This window comes from Micromonospora lacuserhaii (assembly GCF_036902735.1).
In the GTDB taxonomy this organism is placed as follows: domain Bacteria; phylum Actinomycetota; class Actinomycetes; order Mycobacteriales; family Micromonosporaceae; genus Micromonospora.
Genome location: NZ_JBAKHO010000070.1, coordinates 1 through 24,276, shown reverse-complemented (window position 1 = coordinate 24,276; position 24,276 = coordinate 1). Strand labels below are relative to the sequence as shown.

Here is a 24,276-nt window from a genome sequence, read left to right as displayed (position 1 = left end):
CGGCCCGGGGCCCCCCCCCCCGGCCGCGCGGGGCGCATACCCGCCGCCGGCCGGCGGGCTCGCCCCCCCCGCCCACCGTCGTCAGGGTCGAACCGGGCCGATCACCCCGGAGGGGATCAGAACGCCTCCTCCGGCAGGTCCATGATCTCCAGGTCGGCGCCCTCGATGATCCGCCGGTCGGCGCCGATGCGGGGCAGCACCTCGCGGGCGAAGAACCGGGCGGCGGCCACCTTGCCGGTGTAGAACGCCTTGTCGGCGGCGGAGACCTCGCCGGCCAGCGCCTTGAGCGCCACGTCGGCCTGCTTCTGGAGCAGCCAGGCGACGACCAGGTCGCCGATGGCCAGCAGGAAGCGGCGGCTGCTCAGGCCGACCTTGTAGAGGGCGCGGGTGTCGCCGCTCTGCGCCTCACCGAGCCAGCCGGTCATCGTGCCGAGGATGTTCTGGATCTCGCCGAGCGCCTTGCCGAGCGCCTGACGCTCCTCCTTGAGCTGGCCGTTGCCGGCCTCGGAGGCGATGAACTCCTGGATCTCGCCGGCGACCGCCATCAGGGCCTTGCCGTTGTCCCGGACGATCTTCCGGAAGATCAGGTCGAGGCTCTGGATCGCGGTGGTGCCCTCGTAGAGGGTGTCGATCTTCGCGTCCCGGACGTACTGCTCCAGGGGGTAGTCCTGGAGGAAGCCGGAGCCGCCGAAGGTCTGCAGCGACTCGTGCCCGAGCAGCTCGTACGCCCGCTCCGAGCCGACGCCCTTGACCAGCGGCAGGAGCAGGTCGTTGACCCGCCGCGCGAGCTTGATGGCCTTCTCGTCCCCGACCGCCTCGGCGATGGCGACCTTGTCCTGCCAGGAGGCGGTGTAGCAGACCAGGGCGCGCAGGCCCTCGGCGTACGACTTCTGCAGCAGCAGCGAGCGGCGCACGTCCGGGTGGTGGGTGATGGTCACCCGCGGGGCGGCCTTGTCGGCCATCTGGATCAGGTCGGCGCCCTGCACCCGGTTCTTCGCGTACTCCAGGGCGTTCAGGTAGCCGGTGGAGAGGGTGGCGATCGCCTTGGTACCGACCATCATCCGGGCGTGCTCGATGATCATGAACATCTGCCGGATGCCCTCGTGCTTGTCGCCGAGCAGCCAGCCCTTGGCCGGTACGCCGTGCTCACCGAAGGTCATCTCGCAGGTGTTCGAGACCTTCAGGCCCATCTTGTGCTCGACGTTGGTGGCGAAGACGCCGTTGCGCTCGCCCAGCTCGCCGGTGTTCTCGTCGAAGTGGTACTTGGGCACCACGAAGAGGGAGAGGCCCTTGGTGCCCGGCCCACCGACACCCTCGACGCCGACCGGACGGGCCAGCACGTAGTGGATGATGTTGTCACTCAGGTCGTGCTCACCCGAGGTGATAAAGCGCTTCACACCCTCGATGTGCCACGAGCCGTCCGGCTGCGCGACGGCGCGGGCACGGCCGGCGCCGACGTCCGAGCCGGCGTCCGGCTCGGTGAGCACCATGGTGGACGCCCACTGCTTGTCGACGAAGAGCTTGGCCCACTGCTTCTGCTGGTCGTTGCCCTCGGTGTGCAGCACGTTCGCGAAGGAGGGGCCGGAGGAGTACATCCAGACGGCGGCGTTGGAGCCGAGGATCAGTTCGGCGATGGACCAGACGAGCGCCCGCGGCGCCTGGGTGCCGTCCAGCGCCGGCGGGAGCTCCATCCGCCAGAACTCGGAGTCCATGAACGCCTGGTACGACTTCTTGAACGACTCCGGCAGCGGCGCGGTGTGCGTCGACGGGTCGAAGACCGGCGGGTTGCGGTCGCTGTCCGTGTAGCTGGCAGCCAGGTCCTCGCGGGCGAGGCGGTCGACCTCGGCAAGGACGCTACGGGCGGTGTCGACGTCCAGGTCCGAGTAGGGCTCCTGGCCGAAGGCCTGGTCCGCCCCGAATACCTCGAACAGGTTGAACTCGAGGTCCCGAAGGTTGCTCTTGTAGTGGGTCATGCTCGCTGGCCCCGCTTCCGGACAGGTGTTACCGATGAGTAACCCCGACTGTATTACTCGCCGGTAGCCAACGACAAGCCGATCACGGAAGTGACAGCGATTACACACCTGCGGTTCGGCTTACGGGCGGGGTCAGCTCTCCGCCGCGCCGACCTCCCAGCTGGGCACCGGCACGGTCGCGCCGCTGCGCGGGCCGGTGTACTCCATCAGCACCAGGGCGATGTCGTCGTCGAGCCGGCCGTGCACCCACTCGACCAGCGCGGTCTCCAGCGAGGCCAGGCCGTCGCCGACCGTGCCGTGGCCCAGCAACCGCCAGGCCCGGTCGGCAGTGGGGAAGAACTCACCCTCCCGCCGCGCCTCGCCGAGCCCGTCGGTGAAGAGCAACAGCCGGTCACCCGGCTCCAACCGCTCCACCCGGGGCCGGACCACCGGCATGAACCCGAGCGGCGGGGCCGGCGCGGGCGGCTCCAGCGGGATCACCGCGCCCCGACGCAGCAGCAAGGGCGCCGGGTGCCCGCAGTTGACGATGGTCAGCGTCCCACCCCGCTCCTCGACCAGCGCGGCGGTGACGAAGTCCTCGTCGCCCACGTTGCGGGCCACCGCCCGGTCCAGGTCGGTCACCACCGCCCGCAGGTCGGCCCGCTCGAACGCCACGTGCCGGTACGACCCGAGCACGATGCTGGCCAGCCGGACCGCGTCCAGCCCCTTGCCCCGGACGTCTCCGATGATCATTCGGACGCCGTACGGGGTGTCGATCGCCTCGTACAGGTCGCCGCCGATCTCGGCGGTGGCCGTCGAGGAGATGTAGCGGGCGGCGACGGCGAGGGTGCCCACCTGCGGGCCGAGCGGGCGCAGCACCGCCTGCTGGGCCACCGACGCCAGCTTCGACAGCTCGGCGATCCGTTCGGCCTGACGCTGCCGTACCCCCGCCACCCCGGCCGCGACCAGGGCGGCGGCGGCGATGCCCGCGAGGTCCACTCCGGTGGTCACCGAGGCCGCGGGCTCGGCGAGGGCGAAGGCGGCTCCGACGGCCAGCGCGACGAGCCCCACCCCGAGCACCATCCGCCAGGAGGCGAAGCCGGCGGCCAGGATCGGCGCGAGCATCATCAGCGCGACGTAGTGGGCCGTGCCGCCGTCGGCCAGCTCGACCGCCGACACGATCGCGAGCAGACCGAGGGCCGCGCCGACACCGGCGCGGGATGCGGGGCTCAGCGGGCCGCGGCCCGGCTGAAAGGCATGCGTACGTACGAGGGACAGCATGCCTGATGGACGTGAACCCGGGAATGAACCTGACCCGTCGTCCGAGGGTGTTCTGGCCGGGCGGGTCGCCACCGCGGTCCGATCACCGTCAGCCGAGCACCTCGTACGTGACGGTCAGCTCACCGAGGTCGACCGAGGCGATCGCCTCGAAGGCCGCCCGGGACAGGTCGATGCAGCGGCCGTCGATGTACGGCCCACGGTCGTTGATCCGGACGGTGACGGACTTGCCATTGTCCGGGTTGGTGACCCGGACCCGGGTGTTGAACGGCAGCGTCTTGTGCGCGGCGGTCAGCTCGTCCGGGTTGAAGGTCTCGCCGTTGGCCGTCATCTGGCCCTCGTCGTAGAAGGACGCGCCGCAGGAGCCGCTCTCCACGACGGTGCTCTTCGGCTCGGCCTTCCTGGTGGTGGCGGAGGGCTTCGGCGTGGCGGTGCGGGTCCTGCTCCGGGAGGCGGCCTGGGTCCGGGTCGCCTTCGGGCTGGCGGTGACGGTCGGCGAGGGGCTCGCGCTCGGGGAGAGCGTCGGGCTGGCGCTCGGGGTCGGCGACGCGGTGGTGGCGCTCGGGGTGACGGCGCTGGGCACCGCCTCGGCCACGGCCGAGGTCCCCGCGTCGCTCGAGGTGAGCTGCACCGCGCCGACGGTGCCACCGACGGCCAGCGCCACGCCGACCGCCGCGGTGGCGGCGATGCCGGCCGGCGAGGAGAACATGCGGGTACGGGAGTGCCTGCCAGCCACCGGCCGGTCCTTTCGTCAATGAGCAAATCGGGTCGGACCGTAACGAGAGAAGCACTTCCGACGTCAACGTGATCATGTAGGTATCGCCCGAATTGCAGTGATACGTGTAGCCGATCATCCGAGGCGTGCTGGGCCGTACGGCCCAGAATGCCATCGGTGGCATTCGTCGGCGAAGATGGGCGGATGGCCACTGAGCTGTGCGAACGTCTCGTGGAACTGTTCCGCTGGGTCGACACCGGCCCCGGCAGCAGCCACCTGGTCAGCGACACGTCGGGCTGGTGGCGGGACCCGGAGGTGCTGGCCGGGCTCGGGAGCGCCCTGGTCGCGCCCTTCCGGACGGCCGCGCCGACGGTGGTGGTCGCCCCGGCCGTCACCGGGCTGCTGCTCGGCCCGCTCGCCGCCACCGCGCTCGGGGTGGGCTTCGTCGCCGCCCACAAGCCGGGCGACGGGAGACTGCCGGTCGGGTCGCTGACCTGGGCGCAGAGCCCACCGGACTTCCGTGGCCGCCAGGTCGACCTGGCCGTGGCCGACCGCCGGCTCGGTGCCGGAGACCGGGTGCTGATGGTGGACGACTGGGTGGCCACCGGGGCGCAGGTCCGGGCGATCCGGGAGATCTGCGCGGCCCGCGGGGCGCACTGGGTGGGCGCCGCCGCGATCGTCGTCGACTGCCCGCCCGGCGGGGCCACCGAGCTGGGCGTACGCGGCCTGCTGACCGCCGACCGGCTGCACGGTTGACCTCAACCGAACTTCAGGTTCCAGGATCGACCTATGAACGACGGCATCCTGGACGAGGCGTACCGACGGCTGCACCGCACCGGCCCGGAGTTCGAGGGCTGGCTCTCCAACCACGGGCCGATGGCGGTCGAGGCACTGGTCCGGCACGGCCACGACCGGAGCGTGCACCGCTGGCTGGACGACTACCTGCGGCGGCTCGACGAGCTGCCCCGCGGCCTCCGGCCGATCGAGGACTGGCGCGACGCGCTCGGCGACCCGAAGCGGGTCGGCGACTGGCTCACCCACTTCGACCGCGAGCTGCGCGAACGGCCCTGGCGGAAGGTGCTGGGCGAGTGGTGGCCGCGACTGCTGCCGGGGATCGCCGCCGGGGCCACCCACGGGGTGATCCGGGTCGGTCACGCCGTCCGGGTGCTGCGCGAGGACGGCCCGGCGCCGGACCGGCTGGCCGAACTGGGGCAGGCGCTCGGCTACTGGGCGGCCCGCTGGCAACCCGTGCCGGGCGCCGCCGACCCGTGGCGCCACGATCCGGCCGGCGACCGGCACGGGCACGACGACGGCCTCGCGAGCGCGGCACGCTCGGGGGACCCGGAGGGGACGCCGGACGTGGCCGCCGCGCTGGCCGCGCTGCCCCGGATCGCCGACCGGACCGGGGGCATCGTGGCCCGGCTGGGCCGGCTGCGGGACGTACCCGAATGGGAGGGTGCGGTCTCGGCGCTGCGCCCCGCGCGGACGCCCGCCGCCGCGGAACGGGGTCTGGTCACCCTCGTGCACCGGGCCGCGTTGGACTACCTGCGGTTCGGGCACGCGAACGCGGTGATGCTGGTGCACGCGGTGACCGCGCCGACGGCGGTGCTGCGCACCCTGCCCGCCCTCGAGCCGGCGCTCTGGGCGCCCAGCCTCGCCGCGGCCTGGTCGGCCACCGCGGCGGTGACCGCGGTGTACGCCCCGGCCAACGGCGCCCGGATGCCGGCGGTGGCCGCCGGCGCCCCGGCGGAGGTCTTCGCCCGGGCCGCCCGGCACGGCGACGCGCACGTGGTGAAGCTGGCCGACGCGGTGCTCGACGCACACGCCCTGACCGGGGACGAACGGGTGCTCGCCGCCGCCGGCCTGGCCGGTCAGCTGATCTGAACGAACTCCTCCACGGCGGTGCAGACCCGACCCAGCACCTCGGCCGAGCGGGCCAGCGGGCCGGCACCATCATCCCGTGGTCCGGCGTCGGGGATCTCCAGGACGTGCGGGGTGAGGCGGCGGGTCAACCCGTCCCGGTCGGGCCCGAACCGGTCGGGCGCCTGCCAGGAGGTCTCCTGGACGGTGAAGCCGCCCCGGCGCAGCGCCTCGCGCGTGTAGGCGAAGAGCGGAAAGCGGGTGTCGTAACCCTTGCCCGGGAATGAGCACGGCACGCCGGCCGGCCATCGTCGCCTCCTGTCGTCGCCCCTCACGGCGGCCGCGCCCCCCCGAGCGTGGGGCCGACCAAATGCCGCGACGGTGATCATCCGGCGGGGTAGCGTCGGCGGCATGTGGCCCCGGATCGGTGGACTGCGCACGCTCGCCCTCGGCACCCCCGGGCCGGTGCGCGCCAACCTCAACACGCTCGTGCTCGCCCGGGTGAAGACGGCCACCGCCGGGCTGCTCACCGAGTACGCCGAGGAGGGCGAGGATCTGGAGCACGTCGGCGAGCGGCTGGCCCTGGTGGACGACCACGACACGCTGGTCGGGGTCGTCGAGATCACCGGGCTGGAGGTGTGCCGCTTCGCCGACGTCCCCTGGGAGTTCGCCCGCTCCGAAGGGGAGGGTGACCGGTCGATCGAGGAGTGGCGGGCGGGGCACGCCGCCTACTGGGCGCGGGTCGGCACCCCGGTCGGCGACGACACCGAGATCGCCTGCCTGCGCTTCCGGCTGATCTCCGCCGGCGACGGCGGCATCGCCGGCGGGGACCTCAGCACCTGACGGTCACGCCGTACGCAGCTCCGGCAGCAGGTGGGTCGCGACGTCGACCAGCACCGCCTCGTCGCCGGCGTACCAGCTGCTGGCCCGGGGCCAGTGCGTGATCACGTCGGTGAAGCCCAGGGCCGCCGCCCGGGCGACCTGCTCGGCGAAGAAGTCGGCGCTGCTCAGCGAGAAGACCGGCGCCGCGTCCAGGGACAGGTAGCGGGGCAGCGTGGCCGGGTCGCGGCCGGCCTCCGCCAGGGTGGTGTCGAGTCGGGCGGACACCTCGGCCACCCCGTCCCACCAGGCCGCCATGTCGTCGCCGCCGATGCCGGTGGTGACCCAGCCCTGGCCGAACCGGGCGACCAGCCGCATTGAGCGCGGCCCGTTGGACGCCACCACGAAGGGCACCCGGGGCGTCTGCACGCAGCCCGGGTTGTTGCGGGCGTCCACCGCGGCGAACCACTCGCCCCGCCAGGTGGTGCCGTCCTCCCGCAGGATCAGGTCGAGCAGCTCGGTGAACTCGGCGAACCGGTCCACCCGTTGCCGCGGCGGCAGCGTCTCGCCGCCGAGCACCGCAGAGTCGAAGCCGATGCCGCCCGCACCGAGACCGAGCAGCACCCGTCCCCCGGAGACGTCGTCGAGCGCGGTGATCTGCCGGGCGAAGGCCGCCGGGTGCCGGAAGTTCGGCGAGGCGACCAGGGTGCCGAGCCGGATCCGCGAGGTGACCGTCGCCGCGGCGGTCAGCGTGGCCATCGAGTCGAACCACGGCCCGTCGACCAGGTCCCGCCAGCCCAGGTGGTCGTAGGTCCACCCGTGGTCGAAGCCCCACTCGTCCACCTGCCGCCACCGGTGCTGCGACTCCGACCAGCGCTGGTCGGGAAGGATCACAATGCCAATCCGCATGATCGGCAGCGTACGGCCCGGGCCGGACGCTTCCGGCTCAGCCGGCCAGCTTGGCCAGCATCCGGGGCAGGTGCGGGTCCAGCGTCCGCGGGTCCGCCGCCACCACCTCGGCCGGGGTCCACCAGCGCACGCCGCGGAACTCGCCCGGGTCCGGGGTGAGCGGCTGGTCGCGCCGGCCCGCCAGCACGTACCAGAGGCTCACGTCGACGTGCCGGTCCGCCGGCGGCCCGACGGTCGGGGTGACGGTCACGAAGAGCGGGCGCTCGCCGGGCACCGGCGGGAAGATCGCCGGCACGCCCAACTCCTCCACCACCTCCCTGCGTACGGTCGCCGCCGGATGCTCGCCGGGCTCGACGTGGCCGCCGGTGGGCAGCCACAATCCCGCGTTGCGGTGATCGACCAGCAGGACGGCGCCGTCCGCCGGATCGCGGAGCAGGAAGTACGCGACCAGGTGCGGCGACGGCGTGCGCGGCTTCGCCCGGCGGAAGACGTCGTCGGTGCGGCCCAGCCAGTCGACGCACTCGGCGCGGTGCGCGGCCTCCACGTCGTCCACCGGGTCGATCGCCTCGACCAGGGTCCGGATCTCGTCCACCATTCGCATCGCGCCGGTCACCCCTGTTCGGCCGCTTCGCGGCCCCAGCCTGGTGGGCCCGTCGACGTGGACTGATTCACCCTTGTCCAACGTCGGACGGTACGTGGCCGAGCGGGACCCGGGACAGTGAAGGTCATCCGCTCCAAGGGGCCGTCCTGAGCTGCCGGCGGCGGCCGTCTCCGGACGGCCGCCGCCGATCACCTGCCTACCGACTGACAGTCAGCCCTACCCAGTAGCTCGACGGCAACAGCTGCTCCGTACCGTCGAACATGAACCGCCACGTGGTCTCACCGGTCACCCGCGGCACGTCGGTGACGGTGAACGTACCGTCGGCCGCCGTCTGCACGTCGGGCAGGGCGACCGTGCCCCGCCTGTCCTCGCGGGTCACGCGGACCGTCCGTACGCCGATCTCCGTGTCGCCGGCTGTCGCCAGCCCGCCGGTGAACGTGACTGGCTTCCGCACGGTCGCCGAGCCGGGCGCGTCGACGCTCAGCGAGGTGTCCACCGGCGTGGGCTCGACCGGCGGCGGCTCCACCGGTACGGCGTCGACGGCCGTCAGGTTCATGGTCGAGTTGCTGATGTAGCGGGTAGCCACGTATAGCCGATTCTCGGCGCCGACGGCGATTCCGCGGTTCGCCGGGTCCAGGCCCGAGGCGAAGTCCTTGTAGACCACCCAGCGCGGCTCGTACTCGCCCGGGGCGAAGTAGGCAAGCCCCAGGTCGTCGGAGTAGGTGGCCATCCGCCCGTCGGGTTCGATGCCGATGGCGACGACGGAGCCGGGCACGGCGTACCGGCCCTGCTCGGTCAGGTCGGTGACGGAGTACCGGGCGAGCTTGGTGGTGAACTGGTATTCGCCGGGGGTCGCCACGAGGACGGCGGAGCCGTCGGGGGTGACGGCGAACTCGGAGACGCTCTGGAGCTTGTCCTCCAGCGCGGTACGCCGCACCGCCGCGCCGCTCGACACGTCGTAGCTGATCAGCTGGTTGGGGAAGACGCCCTCCACCATGGCGAACAGCAGTCCGTCGTCGATCGACCCGCTCTCCAGCCGCGGGGTGTAGGTCAGGTAGCCACCCTGGTCGAGGGTCATCGGGGCGGCCGGATCGGTCACGTCCACCGAGCCGAGGCGGGCCGGCGAGATGCCGTAGCAGCCGTAGCTGAACCACAGCTTGCCGCCGGCCAGGGCGAGGTCGTACGGGCAGGTGTCGGTGCCTACGACGTACCGCGCCTTCTCGGTGCCGCTGGCCACGTCGATGGCCGTGATGGCGCCGGCGTCGAACAGCGCGGCATATGCCGTACGGCCGTCCTTGCTCAGCGTGAGCCCACTCGCCCCGGCCTGGCCGGGAACGGTGCCGATGATCTTACCGTCGAGGTCGGCGACCTGGATGGCGTCGTAGTCCCGACCGCTCGAAATGAGAATCCGCCCGGTGGTGGCGCTCTTCACCATGTCGGAGAAGCCGGCGCCGACCAGCGTGGAGTTGACCGTCACGAGAGGTTGATCGTAAGAGGTTCCCGCCACGGCCGGTTGGCCGGTGACCAGGAGTCCCAGCCCCAACGCGCCGGCGGCGATGCTGACAGATAGGCGACCCATACTGTCCCTTCTGGAGGTTCGTGCCCCGGGAATGATCACCGGTACACCTTGAGGAGCGCCGGTGGTGCCCGCTGCGTCACGCCGCTGCCCTCGGCTCGGGCGGCGGGACAGCGCCGCTCGACGGGGAGTCGGTGATCCCGTCCGGCGCCTTCGACGTGACCGAAGGGCCGGTGGGGCGATTCGGCGCCCGGGGCTCGGCCATCTCGGTCTACGTCCGCGACCAGGACGTGGTGGAGCTGCGCTGGTACCCGCAGGACCAGCCGATTCCGATAGCCCTGGACCCCTCGATCCGGTAGACAGGTCGACATGATCGACACCTCGGACATGGACGCCGACGAGGTGCACGCCGTGCTCGACGCGCTCTCCGCCGCCGGCTGCCCGGCGTGGATCAGCGGTGGGTGGGGTGTCGACGCGCTGGTCGGGCGGCAGACCCGTCCGCACCGCGACCTGGACCTGGGCATCCCCGCGGAGCACGAAGCAGCGGCGTTGCAGGCTCTCGGTCGGCTCGGCTACGTCGTCGAGACCGACTGGCGCCCGGTCCGGGTGGAGGTGGTCGCCGAGGGACGCAGGCGGGTGGATCTCCACCCGCTGGCGTTCGACGAGGCCGGCGACGGCCACCAGGCCGGGCTCGACGGCACCACCTTCCGCTGGCCCAAGGCGTGCTTCACCACGGGGACGGTCGTCGGCCGGGAGGTCGGGTGCATCTCCGTCGACCAGCAGTTGCTGTTCCACAGCGGCTACGAACCGCGGGAGGTCGACCGGGCGGACCTGGCCCTGCTGCACCGACTCGGCGAGGGCCGCCACCGCCAGGAGTGAGCGGCGCGCCGTCACCGGGTGGGCTGCCAGAGCCGGCGTACCGCCTCCACCTGCACCTCGACGTCCAGCGAGGTCACCTCCAGATGATGGTCCGCAGCCGGCGGCTGCCGCCGGTCCTGAAGATGCCGGGCCTCGAACTCGGCGTCGGTCAGGAAGACCCTCCTGGTCCCCGCCCGTCGCCACGCCTCCTCACGGGAGACGTGCAGGCGCACGATCAGGCAGCCCGGGCGACCACCAACTGGCGGATGTCGTCCACGTCGATGAGGGCGGCTCGAGCGCACCGGCGCGCGAGCAGCCGGCCGGTGGTGCTCTTGTCGACCGCCGGGCCGCCGGTGAGCACCAGAGCGGTCGACATCAGCCTGATCGGCCACGACACGGAGGCCCCCATGGCCTCGGTTCCTTGCTGGATACTGCCGGCATGGGGACGCCCTACACTCCTGCGGCCAAATTTCGTCGTACGCCGGCTGAACGTGCCGATCAACGGCTGTCATGGAAGCGGTCGGACCAGGCGTTCTTCGCCGCCGGCGCCTGCCATGTGCTCGCCTGGGTCGCCCTCGAGCGGTACGCCTCAGCCGGCTTCGGCATCGTCGGCCTACGTCAGTTCGGTGAGCCCTACGTCAGTCACGTGATCATCAGCAACGGCCGCTGGGCCTTCGACCACGATGGCTGGACGCCACTGCCCGAGCTGCTGCGCGCCACTGCGGAGTACGAGCCGCACCCGCGCTGGGAGCTGCTGCCGATCACCTCAACCCTGCGAAAGTTCTGTGCCGCTCACCGCTCCCGCATGCCCGGGCAGTACGCACACGACCCGGTGCCACGTGCGCGGGAATACCTGCAACAGCGCCCCCGTCCAGCGGAGGCGGTGTGAAACCCGGGGCACCTCGGCACTCACGGGCCCGACGGGCTGCTGTTGACGGACGGCAAGGGCGGCAGGCGGTAGCAACGAACGTGGCGGCCTGGCTACGACGGTCCTTGGTGGCCTCGGTTGTCCTGGCCCAATGGCACGCCAGATCCATCGAATCGGTTACACGCCGCTCGGCGTTCCGCCGTCGCTTCCGTAGGCCGCATCCGCCGCCAGAGAATCGTTGCCGCCACCGCCCTTGCCGCGGAGGGAGCCCCGCCGAGTACGACGCCCGTCCCGAGCAATCTGGCGGGTAGCGACTCGCGCCGCCCGCAGCACCGCCGCCCGGTCCTGCGGGAAAGCCGCCCGCCTTCGCCGTCGCACAGACATCACCCCCATCGCGGCCAGCCCGCACACCAGCCCGAGGAGCAGCAGCCCCCATGCCACCCAAACGCCGGTCATGAATGGACGGTAGTGGGTTGTACCGGTTCGACGGCACCAGCCGTGCGGGTGGCCCATGACGCCCTGGTGCTCACGCTCGTCACGTCGACAGCGGGTCTGCGGGTCTGCCAGGATCGGCGGATGTTGGTGAGGGAACGGCCGGTGGTGATTGCTGTCTGCGGGTGTCCGGGGGCTGGGAAGACCACCATTGCCTCTGCAACGGCTGCCCGATTCGGTATCCCGTTCCTGACCCGCGATGAGATCAAAACAGGTCTTGGGCTGTCTTCCGCCTCCGTCGTGGAGGACGGGTGGGTCCGGCTCGACCGGGACTTCCACGTTGCCGGTGGTCCCGTCAGCCTCCGCGCTGAGGCCGTGATGGTCGAGGCGATCCGGCTACTCGCGGCCTCAGGGGTGAGCTTCGTCGTGGAGTCCTCGGTGTTGTCCCGCGAGCTGCTAGGCGTGCTGGTCGCGGGTGGCAGCCGAGTGCTGGCCGTTCACGTCGTCGCCCAGGATGCGGTCATCGGCCGGCGGCTTGGCGCTCGGGCGGCCGAAGGCGGGGCCATCGACCAGCAACTCCTATCCCTGTTCCAGCGGGGAGAGATGAGACGGTCGATCTTCGAACCGTCGGAGGGCGTCGACGCCGTCGTTGAGATCGATACCTCAGAGCATGGAGCTCGGGCCGTCGAGACGATCGTGGCAGCAGTCGTCGACCTGCTTGGGCCGTCAACAACGGGAGGCGGCTCGTTACCGATCGAGCCAACAACGAACCATCGACCAGAGCTCGCAGGTAACTGGCGTCCTGGCCAGTCGGTGGAGTCGCTCCGTCGGAGTTGAGCGAACCAGCCTGGGAAACGTCGAAGGCCCTGGCTCGGACTCGCGTCCTGACCAGGGCCTCGATCGTGGAGCGGGTGACGGGAATCGAACCCGCACTGTCAGCTTGGGAAGCTGATGTTCTGCCATTGAACTACACCCGCAGGCGGCACCACTGTACCTGAGGTCACCGAGCCCGCGCACCCAGGTACCCCGGCGCGCCGAACCTGACCCACCGTCGTCGATGGAACCCCAGGAGTAGTCACCCCAGTGCAAAAGTTTCACACTGGCAACATATGACCGTTCTCAAATCCGTCGATGGGTTGTAACGTCACCCCCACGTTCCCAGCCACGGTGCGACACACCCCCTGTCGTGCCGCGAGAAAGAGGTGGGCCCATGGGACTCCGTCCCAACCTGCTGACCCGGCGTGCCGCCGGTGTCGCGTCGACGACCCTCGCGCTGCTGCTCAGCACCGCTGCCGTAGGCGTCGTTCCCGCTGCTTCCGCCTTCTCCGCCGCTCCCGGCGGGGCCTCCTGCGCCGAGCCGGCCGACGTCCACTCGGACGCCCGGATCAAGAAGGGCGGGATCGCCAAGCACGAGCCCAACGAGCTGACCGCCAAGCAGGTCAGTGAGCGCGAGGTCGACCTCGCCACCGCGCTTCGTGAGCGGGCGAACTTCCGCGCCGGCGCCGGCGCGACCACCCTCGCCACCGTGACCGTCCCGGTCGTGGTGCACGTGATCCAGCGGGACGGCACCCGCGCCGGCGGCAACATCCCGGACTCGATGATCACGTCCCAGATCAGCGTGCTCAACCAGGCCTACAGCGGCGCCACCGGCGGCGCCGCCACCGCCTTCAGCTTCCAGCTCCAGAGCATCAACCGGGTGACGAACCCGGCGTGGTACCCGATCGTCCAGGGCTCCAGCGCCGAGCGGGCGATGAAGACCCAGCTGCGCCAGGGTGGCAAGAACACCCTGAACATGTACCTGGGTGAGCTCAGCGACAACCTGCTCGGCTGGGCCACGTTCCCGAAGCGCAAGCTCGACAGCATGGACGGTGTGGTCGTGCTGAGCGAGTCGCTGCCCGGCGGCACCGCCACCAACTACAACCAGGGCGACACCGGCACCCACGAGATCGGCCACTGGCTGAACCTCTACCACACCTTCCAGGGTGGGTGCTCCGGCTCGGGTGACAGCGTCGACGACACCCCGGCCGAGGGTTCCGCGGCGTTCCAGTGCCCGACCGGTCGGGACACCTGCGCCGCAGCCGGCCTGGACCCGATCACCAACTTCATGGACTACACCTACGACTCGTGCATGTACCAGTTCACCCCTGGTCAGGCGAGCCGCATGCTGACCGCGTGGAACGCCTACCGCGCGGCCTGACAAAGCCCAGCACCACAACGCCGGTGCCGGCTCCGTCTCACGACGGGGCCGGCACCGCCGTTTGCGGGGTCAGGCGGCCGTGCGGCGGGTGTCGAAGCCGTGCCGGCCGCGTCGGGTCGGCCGTTGATCGGGTACGCCGGCGTCGGCGACCGGATGCGCGGCGCGCGGGTCGAGCCAGACCTGGACGGCCGGACGGCCACCCTCGGGGCTCCAGGCGCCGCCGTGGCCGCGCCGCGTCAGCATCGCCACGTCGATGCTGAACTCGAAGAGCCGCCAGTCGACCTGGGGTGCGGCCCGACCGATCTCGGCCACCCGGGCCATCCGCACGGGGTCGACGACCGGCCGGGCTCGCCCGGCGACGTACGCCTCGTCGTCGGTCTCCTCCGGCGGGAACGAGTGGAGCGCGTAACGACCATCGCGCTCGAGGTCGCGGCGCTTGGGCGAGTCGACCACGAAGCAGTAGAGCCCGTCGTCGGTGATCAGCGGGCAGACCGGGTGCACCCGGGGCCCACCGTCGGCGCGGACGGTGGCCAGGTAGCCGAAGCCCGGCCCGTACTGCTGGAGGAGAAGGCGGATCCCATCGGCGAGGCGGGGCTCGTCGGCGGCGAAGTCGGACCAGGAAGCCATGCGGACAGTCTATCGAACAAGTGTACGAATGCGCAGTCCGACGCGCAGATCGCCCGGACCGTTTCGATATGGTGTGCCGATGCTGCTCTCCGACCGGGACCTGGTCACCGAGATCAAGGCGGGAACGCTCGGGTTGGAGCCGTTCGAGCCCACGCTGGTGCAACCGTCCAGCATCGACGTGCGCCTCGACCGGCTCTTCCGGGTCTTCAACAACCACCTCTACACCCACATCGACCCGGCGGTGCAGCAGGACGACCTGACCTCCATGGTCGAGGTGCCGGAGGGCGAGCCGTTCGTCCTGCACCCGGGGGAGTTCGTGCTCGCCTCCACGCTGGAGGTCATCTCCCTCGGCGACCAGCTCGCGGGCCGGCTGGAGGGCAAGTCCAGCCTGGGCCGGCTCGGCCTGCTCACCCACTCGACGGCCGGCTTCATCGACCCCGGCTTCTCCGGGCACGTGACGCTGGAGCTGTCGAACGTGGCGAACCTGCCGATCACCCTCTGGCCGGGCATGAAGATCGGCCAGCTCTGCATCTTCCGGCTCTCGTCGCCGGCCGAGCACCCGTACGGTTCGGCGGTCTACGGCTCGCGCTACCAGGGGCAGCGCGGCCCGACCGCGAGCCGGTCCTGGCAGCACTGGCGTACCTGGCCCACCCGCTGACGGCGAAGGGGCCCCCGCGCGGCGGGAGCCCCCTGCCGATTGATCAGCCCGGTCGGCCGTAGCTGTTGATCGGGCCGTCGTCGACGCGTTTCATCTTGATGGGCTCGCCGGACTGGGAGGCGTGCACCACCCAGCCCCCGCCGACGTACATCCCGACGTGGTGCAGGTCGGCGTAGTAGAAGACGAGGTCGCCGGCACGCAGCGCGGACCGGTCGATCCGCGCGGTGACCGCCCGCTGCTGCCGGGCGTTGTGCGGCAGCGACACACCTGCCTTCGCCCACGCGGCCATGGTCAGGCCCGAACAGTCGTAGTGGTCCGGGCCGGCGGTCCCCCAGACGTAGATCTTGCCGATCTGGGCGCAGGCGAACTTGACCGCGATCCCGCCCGGGCCGCCCGGGTAGCCGGCCGGGCAGGGGGCGGGGCGTAGCGGGCCGCCGCCACCGCTGCCGTACACCTTGAGCCGGAGCTTCTGGAGCCGGGCGATCTCGGTGTCGATCTGCTTCTTCTTGGCGGCGAGCTGCGCCTCGGCCCGGGCCAGCTGGACGACCATCTCGTCCAGTGGCTTCTTCTTCGCGGCGAGCTGGTCGCGCAGCTCGACGACCGTGCGCACCTCCTGCTGCTGGCGGCGGGCGAACCGGTCGAGCAGTTCCAGGCCGGCCATCACGTCGCTCGGCGACCGGCTGCCCAGCACCGCGTTGACCGTGGAGACGTTCTCACCCTTGTACGCCTCGACGGCGAGCCCACTGACCTGGTCCATCGCCAGGTCCACCTTGAGTTGCAGGGGTTCGATCCGCCGGGCCAGCGCGTCGGCCTGCCGGCGCTTGAGGGCCAGGTCCTGGCGGGTGGCGTTGTGCTGCTCGATGATCGGTTCGAGGCGGTTCCAGTCCTCGTCGATCTGCCGCTCGATCTCGGCGACCGACGGGTCGGCGTGCGCCGCGGTGGCGCCGCCGGTCAGGACGACCGCGACCCCGGCCAGGGCGGCGAGGACGGTGGTGAAGCGGGACCAGCGTGATCGCGGCGCAGCCGTCCACCGGGCGACCTGGGTCGACCGACGCGACGGTGGCCGCGGGGCATGGTGTGCCACCGGGTTCCGTGCTCCTTCTTCCGCGACCGCCTGCCGGGTTAGCTGACGGGTTCGGGCGGGAAGGGAGCGCCCTACCGCAGTGGCTGCGGATTCACCCCGGCGTACCTGGGTCCCCGGCTCGCCCGGAGGCGACTCGGCGGTACCGGCCGTTACCGCCCGGGTTGGACGGACCTGTGGCGGCCGACGAATGACCAGAGTAGAGACGGCCGTTATCGATCCGCAACCCGCCGGGCCGTGACACTCCGTGTCGGCGGTACGCAGATGGCGAAAAGGGCCCCGGCGGTGCCGGGGCCCTTTTCGTGCGTCATGCGGAGGGTCAGGTGACCCGGCGGAAACCCGCCACAGGCATGTAGTCGATCTTCGTGACCTGGACCGGCTTACCGGTCCGCGGCGCGTGCACCATGATCCCGCCACCCAGGTACAGGCCCATGTGGTGCAGGTCGCTGAAGAAGAAGACCAGGTCACCGGGGCGCGCCTCGGAGCGGGAGACGTACCGGCCCTCGTTCCACTGTGCACCGGTGAAGTGCGTCAGGTAGATCCCCGCGGCCTTGTAGGCGTACTGGGTCAGACCGGAGCAGTCGAACGAGTCGGGGCCGTCGGCGCCCCAGACGTACGGCTCGCCGACCTGTGCGCAGGCCACCCTGATCGCGGTCTGCGCGGCGGTGCTCACCACCCCGTTGATGGTCGGGCAACCGGAGACCTTCACGGTGGTCTTCGGCATCGACGCCTGGAGCCGCTTGATCTCGGCGTTGATCTTCGTCTTCTTGGCCGCCAGGTCCTTCTCCTGCTTGGCCTCGGCGGCGATCAGCGCGTCGAGCTTCTTCTTCTCGCCGTCGTACTTGCGGCGCACCGCGAGGACGCCCTCGACCTCCTTGCGCTGCTGTGCGGCGAGCCGGTCCAGCATGGTCAGCTGCTCCGCGAGCGTGCCGGGCTGGGTGTTGACCAGCAGCGCACTGATCTCCTGCGAGGGACCGGTCATGTAGTACCGCGAGGCCAGCTCGCCGACCTGGTTCATCGCCAGCTCGCTCTGCAGCGCCAGCGGCTCGATCTTCTTCTGCAGCTCGGCCGACTTCTTGCGGTTGACCTTGAGCTGGGCCCGAACCTTGTTGTACTGCTCGATCGTCGGTTCGAGCTGCTCCCACTGCTTGTCGATCGCCGCCTCGATCTCCTCCGGCGAGGGCGCGGCGTGCGCCGGCACGGCGAGCATCCCGGCGCCGACGGCGACCGCGGCGACCAGGGTGAGCAGGCGGTGGACGACCCGGCGCAGGCCCGCCGGACGGGTGGGCTGACGATGGGGGGGCATGGTTGCCACCGGTCACCGACTCCTTTGCAACCGACCGCCGGGCGCCTCGCTAGGGGGAAGAAGGAGGCAGACGACCCACAGCGGCCGGTGCAACATTAGGGGTGTCACGCACCGGAATCAAGGTGGGTCTTCATTCCATCCTGTCTGCGCAATCGCCTGCACACAAAGGGTGTTCGCTCATTTTCCAACGATCGCAGTCAATACATCGTCGAGCGTGACGACACCCAGCGGCCGCCGACCGTCGCTCACCAGCACCATGTGCCGCCGCTCGCGGCGCATCGCCAGCAGCAGATCGGCCAGCGTACGGTCCGGCGGCACCACCGCCAGCGGCCGGTAGACGTCGGCGGGCACCGGCGCCCGGCGGGACGTCCCCGCGTACCCCAGGACATCCTTGACGTGCACGAAGCCCAGCACCCGGCGGGTCGACCGCTGCACCACCGGGAAGCGCGACCGGCCGGTCCGGGTGGCCAGCACCTCCAGCGACGCCGGCGAGACGTCCTCGGCCACCGTGGTCACCGTCGACCAGGGTTGCAGGGCGTCCGCGGCCGTCCGCCGGTGCAGCGCCAGTGCCCCGGTGATCCGGGCATGCTCCTCCGCGTCGAGCAGCCCCTCCGTCCGCGCCTGGGACACCAGCCCGGCCAGTTCCTCGGCGGTGAAGACCGTCTTCACCGCCTCCGTCGCCTCCACCCCCCACAGCCGCAGCACCAGCCGGGCCGCCCACTTCATGGTCACCAGGAGCGGTTTGGTCGCCACGCAGAAGGCCAGCATGGCCGGCCCCAGCCAGAGCGCCGACGTCTCCGGCCCGGCCAGCGTGATGTTCTTCGGCACCATCTCGCCGACCACGGTGTGCAGGAACACCACCACGCCGAGGGCCAGCAGGAAGGAGATCGGGTGCACCAGGCCGTCCGGCAGCCCCACCGCGTGGAAGACCGGCTCCAGCAGGTGCGCCAGGGCCGGCTCGGCGATCGCGCCCAGGCCCAGCGAGCAGACGGTGATGCCGAGTTGCGCGCCGGCGATCATCAGCGGGATCTGGTTCATCGCCGACAGCGCCCAGCGGGCCCGCTTCGAGGTGGCGGCGAGGGGCTCCACCACCGTACGACGGGAGGCGATCAGCGCGAACTCGCTGCCCACGAAGAACCCGTTGCCGAGCAGCAGGACGACCGCCACGAGCAGTTCAGTCATCGCCGTCCGGCTCCTCGGGGCGGACCACCCGCACCTGTTCGATTCGGTGCCGCTCCACCTCGACGACGGTGAACTCGTACCCGGAGTCCTCGACCGTCTCACCGGGCACCGGGATGTGACCCAGCCGGGCCATCAGGAACCCGGCCAGCGTCTCGTACGGCCCCTCGGGCAGCCGGAAGCCGGTCAGCTCGGCGAGCTCGTCCTCGCGCAGCACCCCGTCGGCCAGAACGGTCCGCTCGCCACCGGGCACGGTCAACTCCGCCGCGTCGGCGTCCGTCACGGCGGCCGGGTCGAACTCGTCGGCGATCTCTCCCACCAGCTCCTCGACCAGGTCCTCCACGGTCACCACACCGTCCGTGCCGCCGTACTCGTCGACCACGATGGCCAGGTCGGCGTCGGCGTCCTTCAGCGCGGCGAGGACACCGTCGAGGTCCAGGCTCTCCGGGACGTACACCGGCTCCCTGGCCACCGCCGCGACTGTCGTGGAGGCTCGGCGGGCCAGCGGCACGCCGAGCGCGTCGGGCACCCCGGCGACGCCGGTGACCAGGTCCAGGGTCTCCTCGTAGACCGGGAAGCGGGTCCGCCCGGTGGCCCGGGACGTCTCCAGCAGCTCGGCGACGGTGGCGGTGGCCCGCAGCGCGATCACGTCGACCCGCGGGGTCATCGCCTCGGCGGCCCGCTTGTCGCCGAAGCGGATGGTGCGGCGCAGCAGCATCGCGGTGTCCGGCGGGAGCGCCCCGGCCCGGGCCGAGATGGCCGCCAGCAGGCCCAGTTCCTCCGGGGAGCGGGCGCTGGCCAGCTCCTCCTGGGGTTCCACCCCGAGCTGGCGGACCAGCCGGTTCGCCGAGGCGTTCAGGGCGTGGATCAGCCAGCCGAAGGTACGGGCGAAGGTCCGCATCGGCCCCGCGGTGGCCAGCGCGGTCGGCATCGGCCGGGCCAGCGCCAGGTTCTTCGGCACCAGCTCGCCGAAGAGCATCGAGATCAGCGTGGCCAGGGCCAGGGCGAGCAGCGGGCTGAACCGCTCGACGTCGCCCAGGGGGCGCAGCAGCGGGGTGAAGAGCCGGGCCAGCGCCGGCTCGGCGAGGTAGCCGGTGAGCAGCGCGGTGAGGGTGATGCCCAGCTGCGCACCGGAGAGCTGGAAGGAGAGCTCGCGTAGCGCCCGGCGTACGGTGGCCGCCGCGCTGTCACCGGCGTCGGCCCGCCGGTCGATCTCCGCGCGGTCGACGGTGACCAAGGCGAACTCGGCGACCACGAAGAACGCGTTGCCGGCGGTCAGCAGCACGAAGCCGACCAGGGGCAACAGCGTGCCGAGCAAGAGTCCGTCGATGAGCGAGATTGTCCCACGGGCCGCGCGGCGGTAGAAGTTCGCCCGCCCGCCTCCTGGGCAGACGACGGCGGCGGCACCTCGTGGGTGCCGCCGCCGTCGTGCGTACGTCGAAGGTACGACCTCAGCCGGCGACCGGCTCGGCCTCCTTCTCGCCCTGCGGCGCGTCCGGCTTGACCGAGCGGAGAAGCACGCTGGCCACGTCGATGACCTCGACCTCCTCGCCGGCACCCTTGCCGTTGACCCCGTCGTTGAGCATCGTCGAGCAGAACGGGCAGCCGACGGCGACCGTCTTCGCCCCGGTGGACATGGCCTCCTCGACCCGGTCCACGTTGATCCGCTTGCCGATCTTCTCCTCCATCCACATTCGGGCGCCGCCGGCGCCGCAGCAGAAGGAGCGCTCGCTGTTGCGCGGCATCTCGGTGAGCTCGCCGGCGATGGCGTCGCCGAGCACCTCGCGCGGGGCGGCGAAGACCCGGTTGTGCCGGCCCAGGTAGCACGGGTCGTGGTAGGTCACGCCGCCGTCGACCGGCTGCACCGGGGTGAGCTTGCCGGTGGAGACGAGGTGGGCCAGGAGCTGGGTGTGGTGTACGACCTCGAACTCGCCGCCGAGCTGGCCGTACTCGTTGCCGAGGGTGTTGAAGCAGTGTGGGCAGGTGGCGACGATCTTGCGCTTGGCCTTCTCGCGCCCCTCGAACGCCTCGTTGAGGGTCTCGACGTTCTGCTGGGCGAGCATCTGGAAGACGAACTCGTTGCCGATCCGGCGGGCCGGGTCGCCCGAGCAGGTCTCACCCTCGCCGAGGATGGCGAACTTCACGCCGGCCTCGTTGAGCAGCGTGGCCACCGCCCGGGTGGTCTTCTTGGCCCGGTCCTCGAACGCGCCGGCGCAGCCGACCCAGAACAGGTACTCGAAGTCCTCGACCTCGCCGACCCGGGGCACCTCGAAGTCCAGGCCCTTGGTCCAGTCCTCGCGGGTGTTCTGCGGGGCGCCCCACGGGTTGCCCTTGTTCTCCAGGTTGCGGAGCATGACGCCGGCCTCGGACGGGAAGCTCGACTCGATCAGCACCTGGTAACGGCGCATGTCGACGATGTGGTCGACGTGCTCGATGTCGACCGGGCACTGCTCGACGCAGGCGCCGCAGGTGGTGCAGGACCAGAGCACGTCGGGGTCGATGACCCCACCCTCCTCGGCCGTGCCGATCAGCGGCTTGTCACCCTCGGCGAGCGACAGCACGTCGAGGTGGGCGAGCTGCGCCTGAGTGGCCTTCTCCTCACCGGTCAGGTCCTTGCCGCCGCCGGCCAGCAGGTACGGCGCCTTGGCGTACGCGTGGTCGCGCAGGCTCAGGATCAGCAGCTTCGGCGAGAGCGGCTTGCCGGTGTTCCAGGCCGGGCACTGCGACTGGCAGCGGCCGCACTCGGTGCAGGTGCTGAAGTCCAGCAGGCCCTTCCAGGTGAACTGCTCGACCTGGGCGACGCCGAACTGGTCCTTCTCCGGGTCGGCCTCCTCGAAGTCGAGCGGCTTGCCCTCGCTCATCATCGGGCGCAGCGCCCCGAGGCCGGAGCCGGCGGGCTGGGCCGGCTCGCGCTTGAAGAAGATGTTGGGGAAGGCCAGGAACCGGTGCCAGGCGACGCCCATGGTGACGTTGAGCGAGATGACGATGAGCCAGGTCATCGAAATAGCGATCTTGATGAGAGCGGCGACGCTGGCGCCGTCCTGCCAGTCCGGCAGCACCGCGCCCACGGCGTGGCTGACCGGGGTGGCCCAGACCGGGTACTCGAAGTGGTCCGTGGCGACCTTGAAGCCCCGGATCACGAAGCCGAAGATCAGGACCAGCAGCACGATCCACTCGACGAAGTAGCCCTGCCACATGGTCGAACCGGTGAACCGGGAGCGTCCGCCCGGTCGGGTCGGCCGGTTGCGCAGCCGGATCGCCATCAGCACCAGGATGCCGACCAGGCCCAGCACGCCGATGATCTCGGTGGCCAGGCCGAAGATCGTCCAGTGGCCGATGATCGGCAGCCCGCCGGCCGGGGTGACGACCTCGAAGTACGCCTCGAGCACCAGCAGCGACAGCACGACGAACCCGACCATCACGGTCCAGTGCGCCGCCCCCACCACGCTCCACTTGAGCATGCGGGTGTGGCCGAGGGTCTCCACCAGCATGGTCTTCGTGCGGGTGCCCTTGTCGGTGAACCGCTCCGGCGCGGGTTGCCCCAGTCGGATGACCGCCGTCATCTTCATGACCGCACGCACCGCAAGCCACACCGCCACGGCGGTGATGGCGGCCGCGAGGATCGTGGTGACGATCTGGACGCTGCCCATCGAGTTGGCCTCCCGGTCTGCTGCCTGGTCGAGCGGCTCGGCGACCGGGGCCGGGTCAGTGCGGGACCGGCGTGACGCCGCTGCCGCACCCGTGACCGGACCGGTCGATGACCTCGCTCCGCTCGGTCATGCGGTGCAGCCTACGCGCAACGTTACCCAGCAGTAACGTGAGTCATCTCGCATCCGGCCACGCCGCCCTGCGCACACCATAGGGTGCCCGGCGCCGAGGCGCCGGGCAGGGGTTGCGTCAGGTGACCTAATCGTGCCGTGCAGCGCCCGGGGCGGTCAGCGCCAGCGGGAGAGCAGGATCAGCGAGGCGACCATCGCGCCGAAACCGACCAGCAGGTTCCAGTAGCCCCACGAGGCGACCGGGTACTCCTGCTCGGAGAGGTAGTAGACGACCAGCCAGCCGATGCCGCCCACGATCAACGCGACGGCGGTCGCCGGCAACCACACCGGGCTAGGCTTGCGCGTCGCCGCCGTCGCCGTCGGACGCACGTCCGTCGGCGGGGTGTACACCTTCTTCTTGCGGACCTGAGACTTGGGCACGACGCTCTCCAGAGGGGTGACGACCTCGTCCGGCCTGACAACCGGGCGCGGGGGCGACGGTCCATGGCCAATAATGTTCGACAGCTAGCGTAGTCCCGACGGGCCGTCCAAGCCACGAATGGGGTCACTCCGGTGCACGCAGTGACCGGAACGGGTGGACCGGGCGGGCACGGAAACGCCGGCCCGCGCCGTGGCGGGGAGCAACCAGACGACGGGGAAGGAACGCTCGGTGGAGTACACATCCGGCGCCGCGTCCTGGCAGAAGGCCATGCGGCGAGCGGTCGCGGCCCTGCTGCCACGGCGTCGACGGCAGCGGCGGTCGGGCTGGTCGATCGGAGTGCCGATGATCGCCGCAGCGGCCGGGCTGCTCTTCACCACCACCGCGACCACCGCCGGCGGCACCGCCCTGCGCGAGGACCGGCGACCCCAGCTGACCCAGCTCATCGAGGACCGGCGGGAGCAGGTCGCGGCGAGCGAGCTGCGGGCCGCCCGGCTGCGCGAGGAGGTCGAGGGCCAGACCGCCGCGCTGGCCGACGCGGACGGCCCGATCAAGGGGCAGCGGGACCGGGCCGAGGCCAGCCAGGAGGCGGCCGGCTTCACCGAGCTCACCGGCCGCGGGCTGATCGTCGAGCTCAACGACGCGCCCCGACGCGACGACGGGACTCTGCCCAAAGGTGCCACCAACGACGACCTGGTCGTCCACCAGGGAGATGTCCAGGCGGTCGTGAACGCGCTCTGGGCCGGAGGCGCGGAGGCCATGTCAATCATGAACGTCCGCGTGCTTTCGACCAGCGCGGTACGCTGCGTCGGGAACACCCTGCTGCTGCATGGCCGGGTGTACTCCCCACCGTTCAAGATCGTAGCAATCGGCGATCCCGCTGCCCTCCAGCAGGCCCTCGCCGGCTCTGAGGGAGTCGGTTTGTTCAAGCAGGCGGTCGACCACTACAAGCTGGGCTACTCGGAAAATGTCGCCACGGTGACCGTGCCCGCCTTCAAGGACTCGACGGCGCTGCGATCGGCGACGGTGCCTCGATGACCCGGGAAGGCGGCGACGCACGTCACCGCAACCAGAGCGAGGACGAGACCGCCTTCATCCCCCGGGTCGAACGCTCCGCGCCGACCCCCCCGGCCCGCCCCGGCCCGACCGGCCCCTGGCTCGACCCGGTGCTGCCGCCGCGCCGGTCGCCGGCCGCCGACGCGCCGCCCGCGCGGCCCGCGCAG

27 protein-coding genes, 1 tRNA gene and 1 riboswitch are annotated in these 24,276 nt (G+C 71.3%); of the genes, 11 read left to right on the top strand and 17 right to left on the bottom strand.

Annotated elements, in window-relative coordinates; all coding sequences use genetic code 11:
- Positions 1 to 116 precede the first annotated feature (116 nt).
- From V6U81_RS26755 to V6U81_RS26745, 3 genes are all read right to left on the bottom strand, one after another.
- Positions 117 to 1,973: an acyl-CoA dehydrogenase gene (locus V6U81_RS26755; RefSeq protein ID WP_334493346.1), complete on the bottom strand. Its 1,857-nt coding sequence runs from the start codon at positions 1,971 to 1,973 to the stop codon at positions 117 to 119.
- A gap of 132 nt (positions 1,974 to 2,105) precedes the next feature.
- Positions 2,106 to 3,233 (bottom strand): PP2C family protein-serine/threonine phosphatase, encoded by a 1,128-nt coding sequence (locus V6U81_RS26750; RefSeq protein ID WP_334493343.1) that lies wholly within the window; start codon positions 3,231 to 3,233, stop codon positions 2,106 to 2,108.
- Between the two features lie 88 nt (positions 3,234 to 3,321).
- Entirely contained in the window at positions 3,322 to 3,966 is a 645-nt protein-coding gene (locus V6U81_RS26745) for a septal ring lytic transglycosylase RlpA family protein (RefSeq protein ID WP_334493341.1), read from the bottom strand.
- 183 nt (positions 3,967 to 4,149) lie between these two features.
- Between V6U81_RS26745 and V6U81_RS26740 the strand changes: the two genes are divergently transcribed.
- Together V6U81_RS26740 and V6U81_RS26735 are read left to right on the top strand one after the other, a co-directional pair.
- A complete protein-coding gene (locus tag V6U81_RS26740; protein ID WP_334493338.1) occupies positions 4,150 to 4,701 on the top strand; it encodes a phosphoribosyltransferase in 552 nt (183 codons plus the stop codon).
- 33 nt (positions 4,702 to 4,734) lie between these two features.
- Complete coding sequence (locus V6U81_RS26735; protein WP_334493336.1) at positions 4,735 to 5,829, top strand: questin oxidase family protein; 1,095 nt, start codon at positions 4,735 to 4,737, stop codon at positions 5,827 to 5,829.
- Here the strand turns inward: V6U81_RS26735 and V6U81_RS26730 are convergent.
- On the bottom strand, positions 5,817 to 6,101 hold the full coding sequence (locus V6U81_RS26730) for a hypothetical protein (RefSeq protein ID WP_334493334.1): 285 nt from the start codon (positions 6,099 to 6,101) through the stop codon (positions 5,817 to 5,819). The two genes, V6U81_RS26735 and V6U81_RS26730, sit on opposite strands and share 13 nt — an antisense overlap.
- Positions 6,102 to 6,216: 115 nt before the next feature.
- Here V6U81_RS26730 and V6U81_RS26725 point away from each other — a divergent pair, with 115 nt between their 5' ends.
- Entirely contained in the window at positions 6,217 to 6,648 is a 432-nt protein-coding gene (locus tag V6U81_RS26725) for an ASCH domain-containing protein (RefSeq protein ID WP_334493332.1), read from the top strand.
- Positions 6,649 to 6,651: 3 nt separating this feature from the next.
- Here the strand turns inward: V6U81_RS26725 and V6U81_RS26720 are convergent, their stop codons facing one another.
- The 3 genes from V6U81_RS26720 to V6U81_RS26710 form a co-directional block, all read right to left on the bottom strand.
- Complete coding sequence (locus V6U81_RS26720) at positions 6,652 to 7,533, bottom strand: LLM class flavin-dependent oxidoreductase (protein ID WP_334493330.1); 882 nt, start codon at positions 7,531 to 7,533, stop codon at positions 6,652 to 6,654.
- Between the two features lie 37 nt (positions 7,534 to 7,570).
- On the bottom strand, positions 7,571 to 8,134 hold the full coding sequence (locus tag V6U81_RS26715) for an NUDIX hydrolase (RefSeq protein ID WP_334493328.1): 564 nt from the start codon (positions 8,132 to 8,134) through the stop codon (positions 7,571 to 7,573).
- A gap of 196 nt (positions 8,135 to 8,330) precedes the next feature.
- Positions 8,331 to 9,611 carry a YncE family protein gene (locus tag V6U81_RS26710; RefSeq protein WP_334493326.1) on the bottom strand — a complete coding sequence of 427 codons (1,281 nt, stop codon included), beginning with the start codon at positions 9,609 to 9,611 and terminating at the stop codon, positions 8,331 to 8,333.
- Between the two features lie 233 nt (positions 9,612 to 9,844).
- On the opposite strand from V6U81_RS26710, the gene V6U81_RS26705 reads away from it, so the two are divergent.
- Positions 9,845 to 10,009 (top strand): VOC family protein, encoded by a 165-nt coding sequence (locus V6U81_RS26705; protein WP_334493323.1) that lies wholly within the window; start codon positions 9,845 to 9,847, stop codon positions 10,007 to 10,009.
- Positions 10,010 to 10,019: 10 nt separating this feature from the next.
- Positions 10,020 to 10,529 (top strand): nucleotidyltransferase domain-containing protein, encoded by a 510-nt coding sequence (locus V6U81_RS26700; protein ID WP_334493320.1) that lies wholly within the window; start codon positions 10,020 to 10,022, stop codon positions 10,527 to 10,529.
- 11 nt (positions 10,530 to 10,540) lie between these two features.
- Here the strand turns inward: V6U81_RS26700 and V6U81_RS26695 are convergent, their stop codons facing one another.
- Both V6U81_RS26695 and V6U81_RS26690 read right to left on the bottom strand, forming a co-directional pair.
- Entirely contained in the window at positions 10,541 to 10,741 is a 201-nt protein-coding gene (locus V6U81_RS26695) for a hypothetical protein (RefSeq protein WP_334493317.1), read from the bottom strand.
- A gap of 2 nt (positions 10,742 to 10,743) precedes the next feature.
- Positions 10,744 to 10,884 (bottom strand): nucleoside/nucleotide kinase family protein, encoded by a 141-nt coding sequence (locus V6U81_RS26690; protein ID WP_334493314.1) that lies wholly within the window; start codon positions 10,882 to 10,884, stop codon positions 10,744 to 10,746.
- 63 nt (positions 10,885 to 10,947) lie between these two features.
- Here V6U81_RS26690 and V6U81_RS26685 point away from each other — a divergent pair, with 63 nt between their 5' ends.
- Both V6U81_RS26685 and V6U81_RS26680 read left to right on the top strand, forming a co-directional pair.
- The gene (locus V6U81_RS26685; protein WP_334493311.1) at positions 10,948 to 11,397 is read left to right on the top strand and encodes a hypothetical protein; all 450 of its coding nucleotides are present in this window, start codon (positions 10,948 to 10,950) and stop codon (positions 11,395 to 11,397) included.
- Positions 11,398 to 11,898: 501 nt separating this feature from the next.
- Complete coding sequence (locus V6U81_RS26680) at positions 11,899 to 12,645, top strand: P-loop nucleotide/nucleoside kinase family protein (RefSeq protein ID WP_334493308.1); 747 nt, start codon at positions 11,899 to 11,901, stop codon at positions 12,643 to 12,645.
- Between the two features lie 66 nt (positions 12,646 to 12,711).
- On the opposite strand, the gene V6U81_RS26675 is transcribed toward V6U81_RS26680, so the two are convergent.
- Positions 12,712 to 12,785, bottom strand: a tRNA-Gly gene (locus V6U81_RS26675).
- Between the two features lie 233 nt (positions 12,786 to 13,018).
- Here V6U81_RS26675 and V6U81_RS26670 point away from each other — a divergent pair.
- Positions 13,019 to 14,005 carry a zinc metalloprotease gene (locus V6U81_RS26670; RefSeq protein ID WP_334493306.1) on the top strand — a complete coding sequence of 329 codons (987 nt, stop codon included), beginning with the start codon at positions 13,019 to 13,021 and terminating at the stop codon, positions 14,003 to 14,005.
- A 69-nt stretch (positions 14,006 to 14,074) separates the two neighbouring features.
- Here V6U81_RS26670 and V6U81_RS26665 read toward each other — a convergent pair whose 3' ends face one another.
- A complete protein-coding gene (locus V6U81_RS26665; protein WP_334493303.1) occupies positions 14,075 to 14,632 on the bottom strand; it encodes a pyridoxamine 5'-phosphate oxidase family protein in 558 nt (185 codons plus the stop codon).
- A 79-nt stretch (positions 14,633 to 14,711) separates the two neighbouring features.
- On the opposite strand from V6U81_RS26665, the gene dcd reads away from it, so the two are divergent.
- The gene (gene dcd / locus V6U81_RS26660) at positions 14,712 to 15,290 is read left to right on the top strand and encodes a dCTP deaminase (protein WP_334493300.1); all 579 of its coding nucleotides are present in this window, start codon (positions 14,712 to 14,714) and stop codon (positions 15,288 to 15,290) included.
- Positions 15,291 to 15,333: 43 nt separating this feature from the next.
- Here the strand turns inward: dcd and V6U81_RS26655 are convergent, their stop codons facing one another.
- From V6U81_RS26655 to V6U81_RS26630, 6 genes are all read right to left on the bottom strand, one after another.
- A complete protein-coding gene (locus V6U81_RS26655) occupies positions 15,334 to 16,374 on the bottom strand; it encodes a C40 family peptidase (RefSeq protein ID WP_334493297.1) in 1,041 nt (346 codons plus the stop codon).
- 12 nt (positions 16,375 to 16,386) lie between these two features.
- A riboswitch (cyclic di-AMP (ydaO/yuaA leader) is annotated at positions 16,387 to 16,523 on the bottom strand.
- A gap of 167 nt (positions 16,524 to 16,690) precedes the next feature.
- Complete coding sequence (locus V6U81_RS26650) at positions 16,691 to 17,686, bottom strand: C40 family peptidase (protein ID WP_420884094.1); 996 nt, start codon at positions 17,684 to 17,686, stop codon at positions 16,691 to 16,693.
- Between the two features lie 168 nt (positions 17,687 to 17,854).
- Positions 17,855 to 18,859: a hemolysin family protein gene (locus V6U81_RS26645; RefSeq protein ID WP_334493292.1), complete on the bottom strand. Its 1,005-nt coding sequence runs from the start codon at positions 18,857 to 18,859 to the stop codon at positions 17,855 to 17,857.
- The gene (locus V6U81_RS26640; RefSeq protein ID WP_334493348.1) at positions 18,852 to 20,159 is read right to left on the bottom strand and encodes a hemolysin family protein; all 1,308 of its coding nucleotides are present in this window, start codon (positions 20,157 to 20,159) and stop codon (positions 18,852 to 18,854) included. Before V6U81_RS26640 ends, V6U81_RS26645 begins: the two co-directional genes overlap by 8 nt.
- Positions 20,160 to 20,307: 148 nt before the next feature.
- Positions 20,308 to 22,506, bottom strand: a complete 2,199-nt coding sequence (locus V6U81_RS26635) for a (Fe-S)-binding protein (protein WP_334493289.1) — start codon at positions 22,504 to 22,506, stop codon at positions 20,308 to 20,310.
- Positions 22,507 to 22,791: 285 nt separating this feature from the next.
- The gene (locus V6U81_RS26630) at positions 22,792 to 23,055 is read right to left on the bottom strand and encodes a cell division protein CrgA (RefSeq protein WP_334493286.1); all 264 of its coding nucleotides are present in this window, start codon (positions 23,053 to 23,055) and stop codon (positions 22,792 to 22,794) included.
- Between the two features lie 229 nt (positions 23,056 to 23,284).
- On the opposite strand from V6U81_RS26630, the gene V6U81_RS26625 reads away from it, so the two are divergent.
- Positions 23,285 to 24,091, top strand: coding sequence for a DUF881 domain-containing protein (locus V6U81_RS26625; RefSeq protein ID WP_334493283.1), 807 nt, complete (start codon positions 23,285 to 23,287; stop codon positions 24,089 to 24,091).
- The coding region (locus tag V6U81_RS26620) for a hypothetical protein (protein ID WP_420884093.1) at positions 24,088 to 24,276 on the top strand (189 nt) is incomplete at its 3' end. The genes V6U81_RS26625 and V6U81_RS26620, both read left to right, overlap by 4 nt.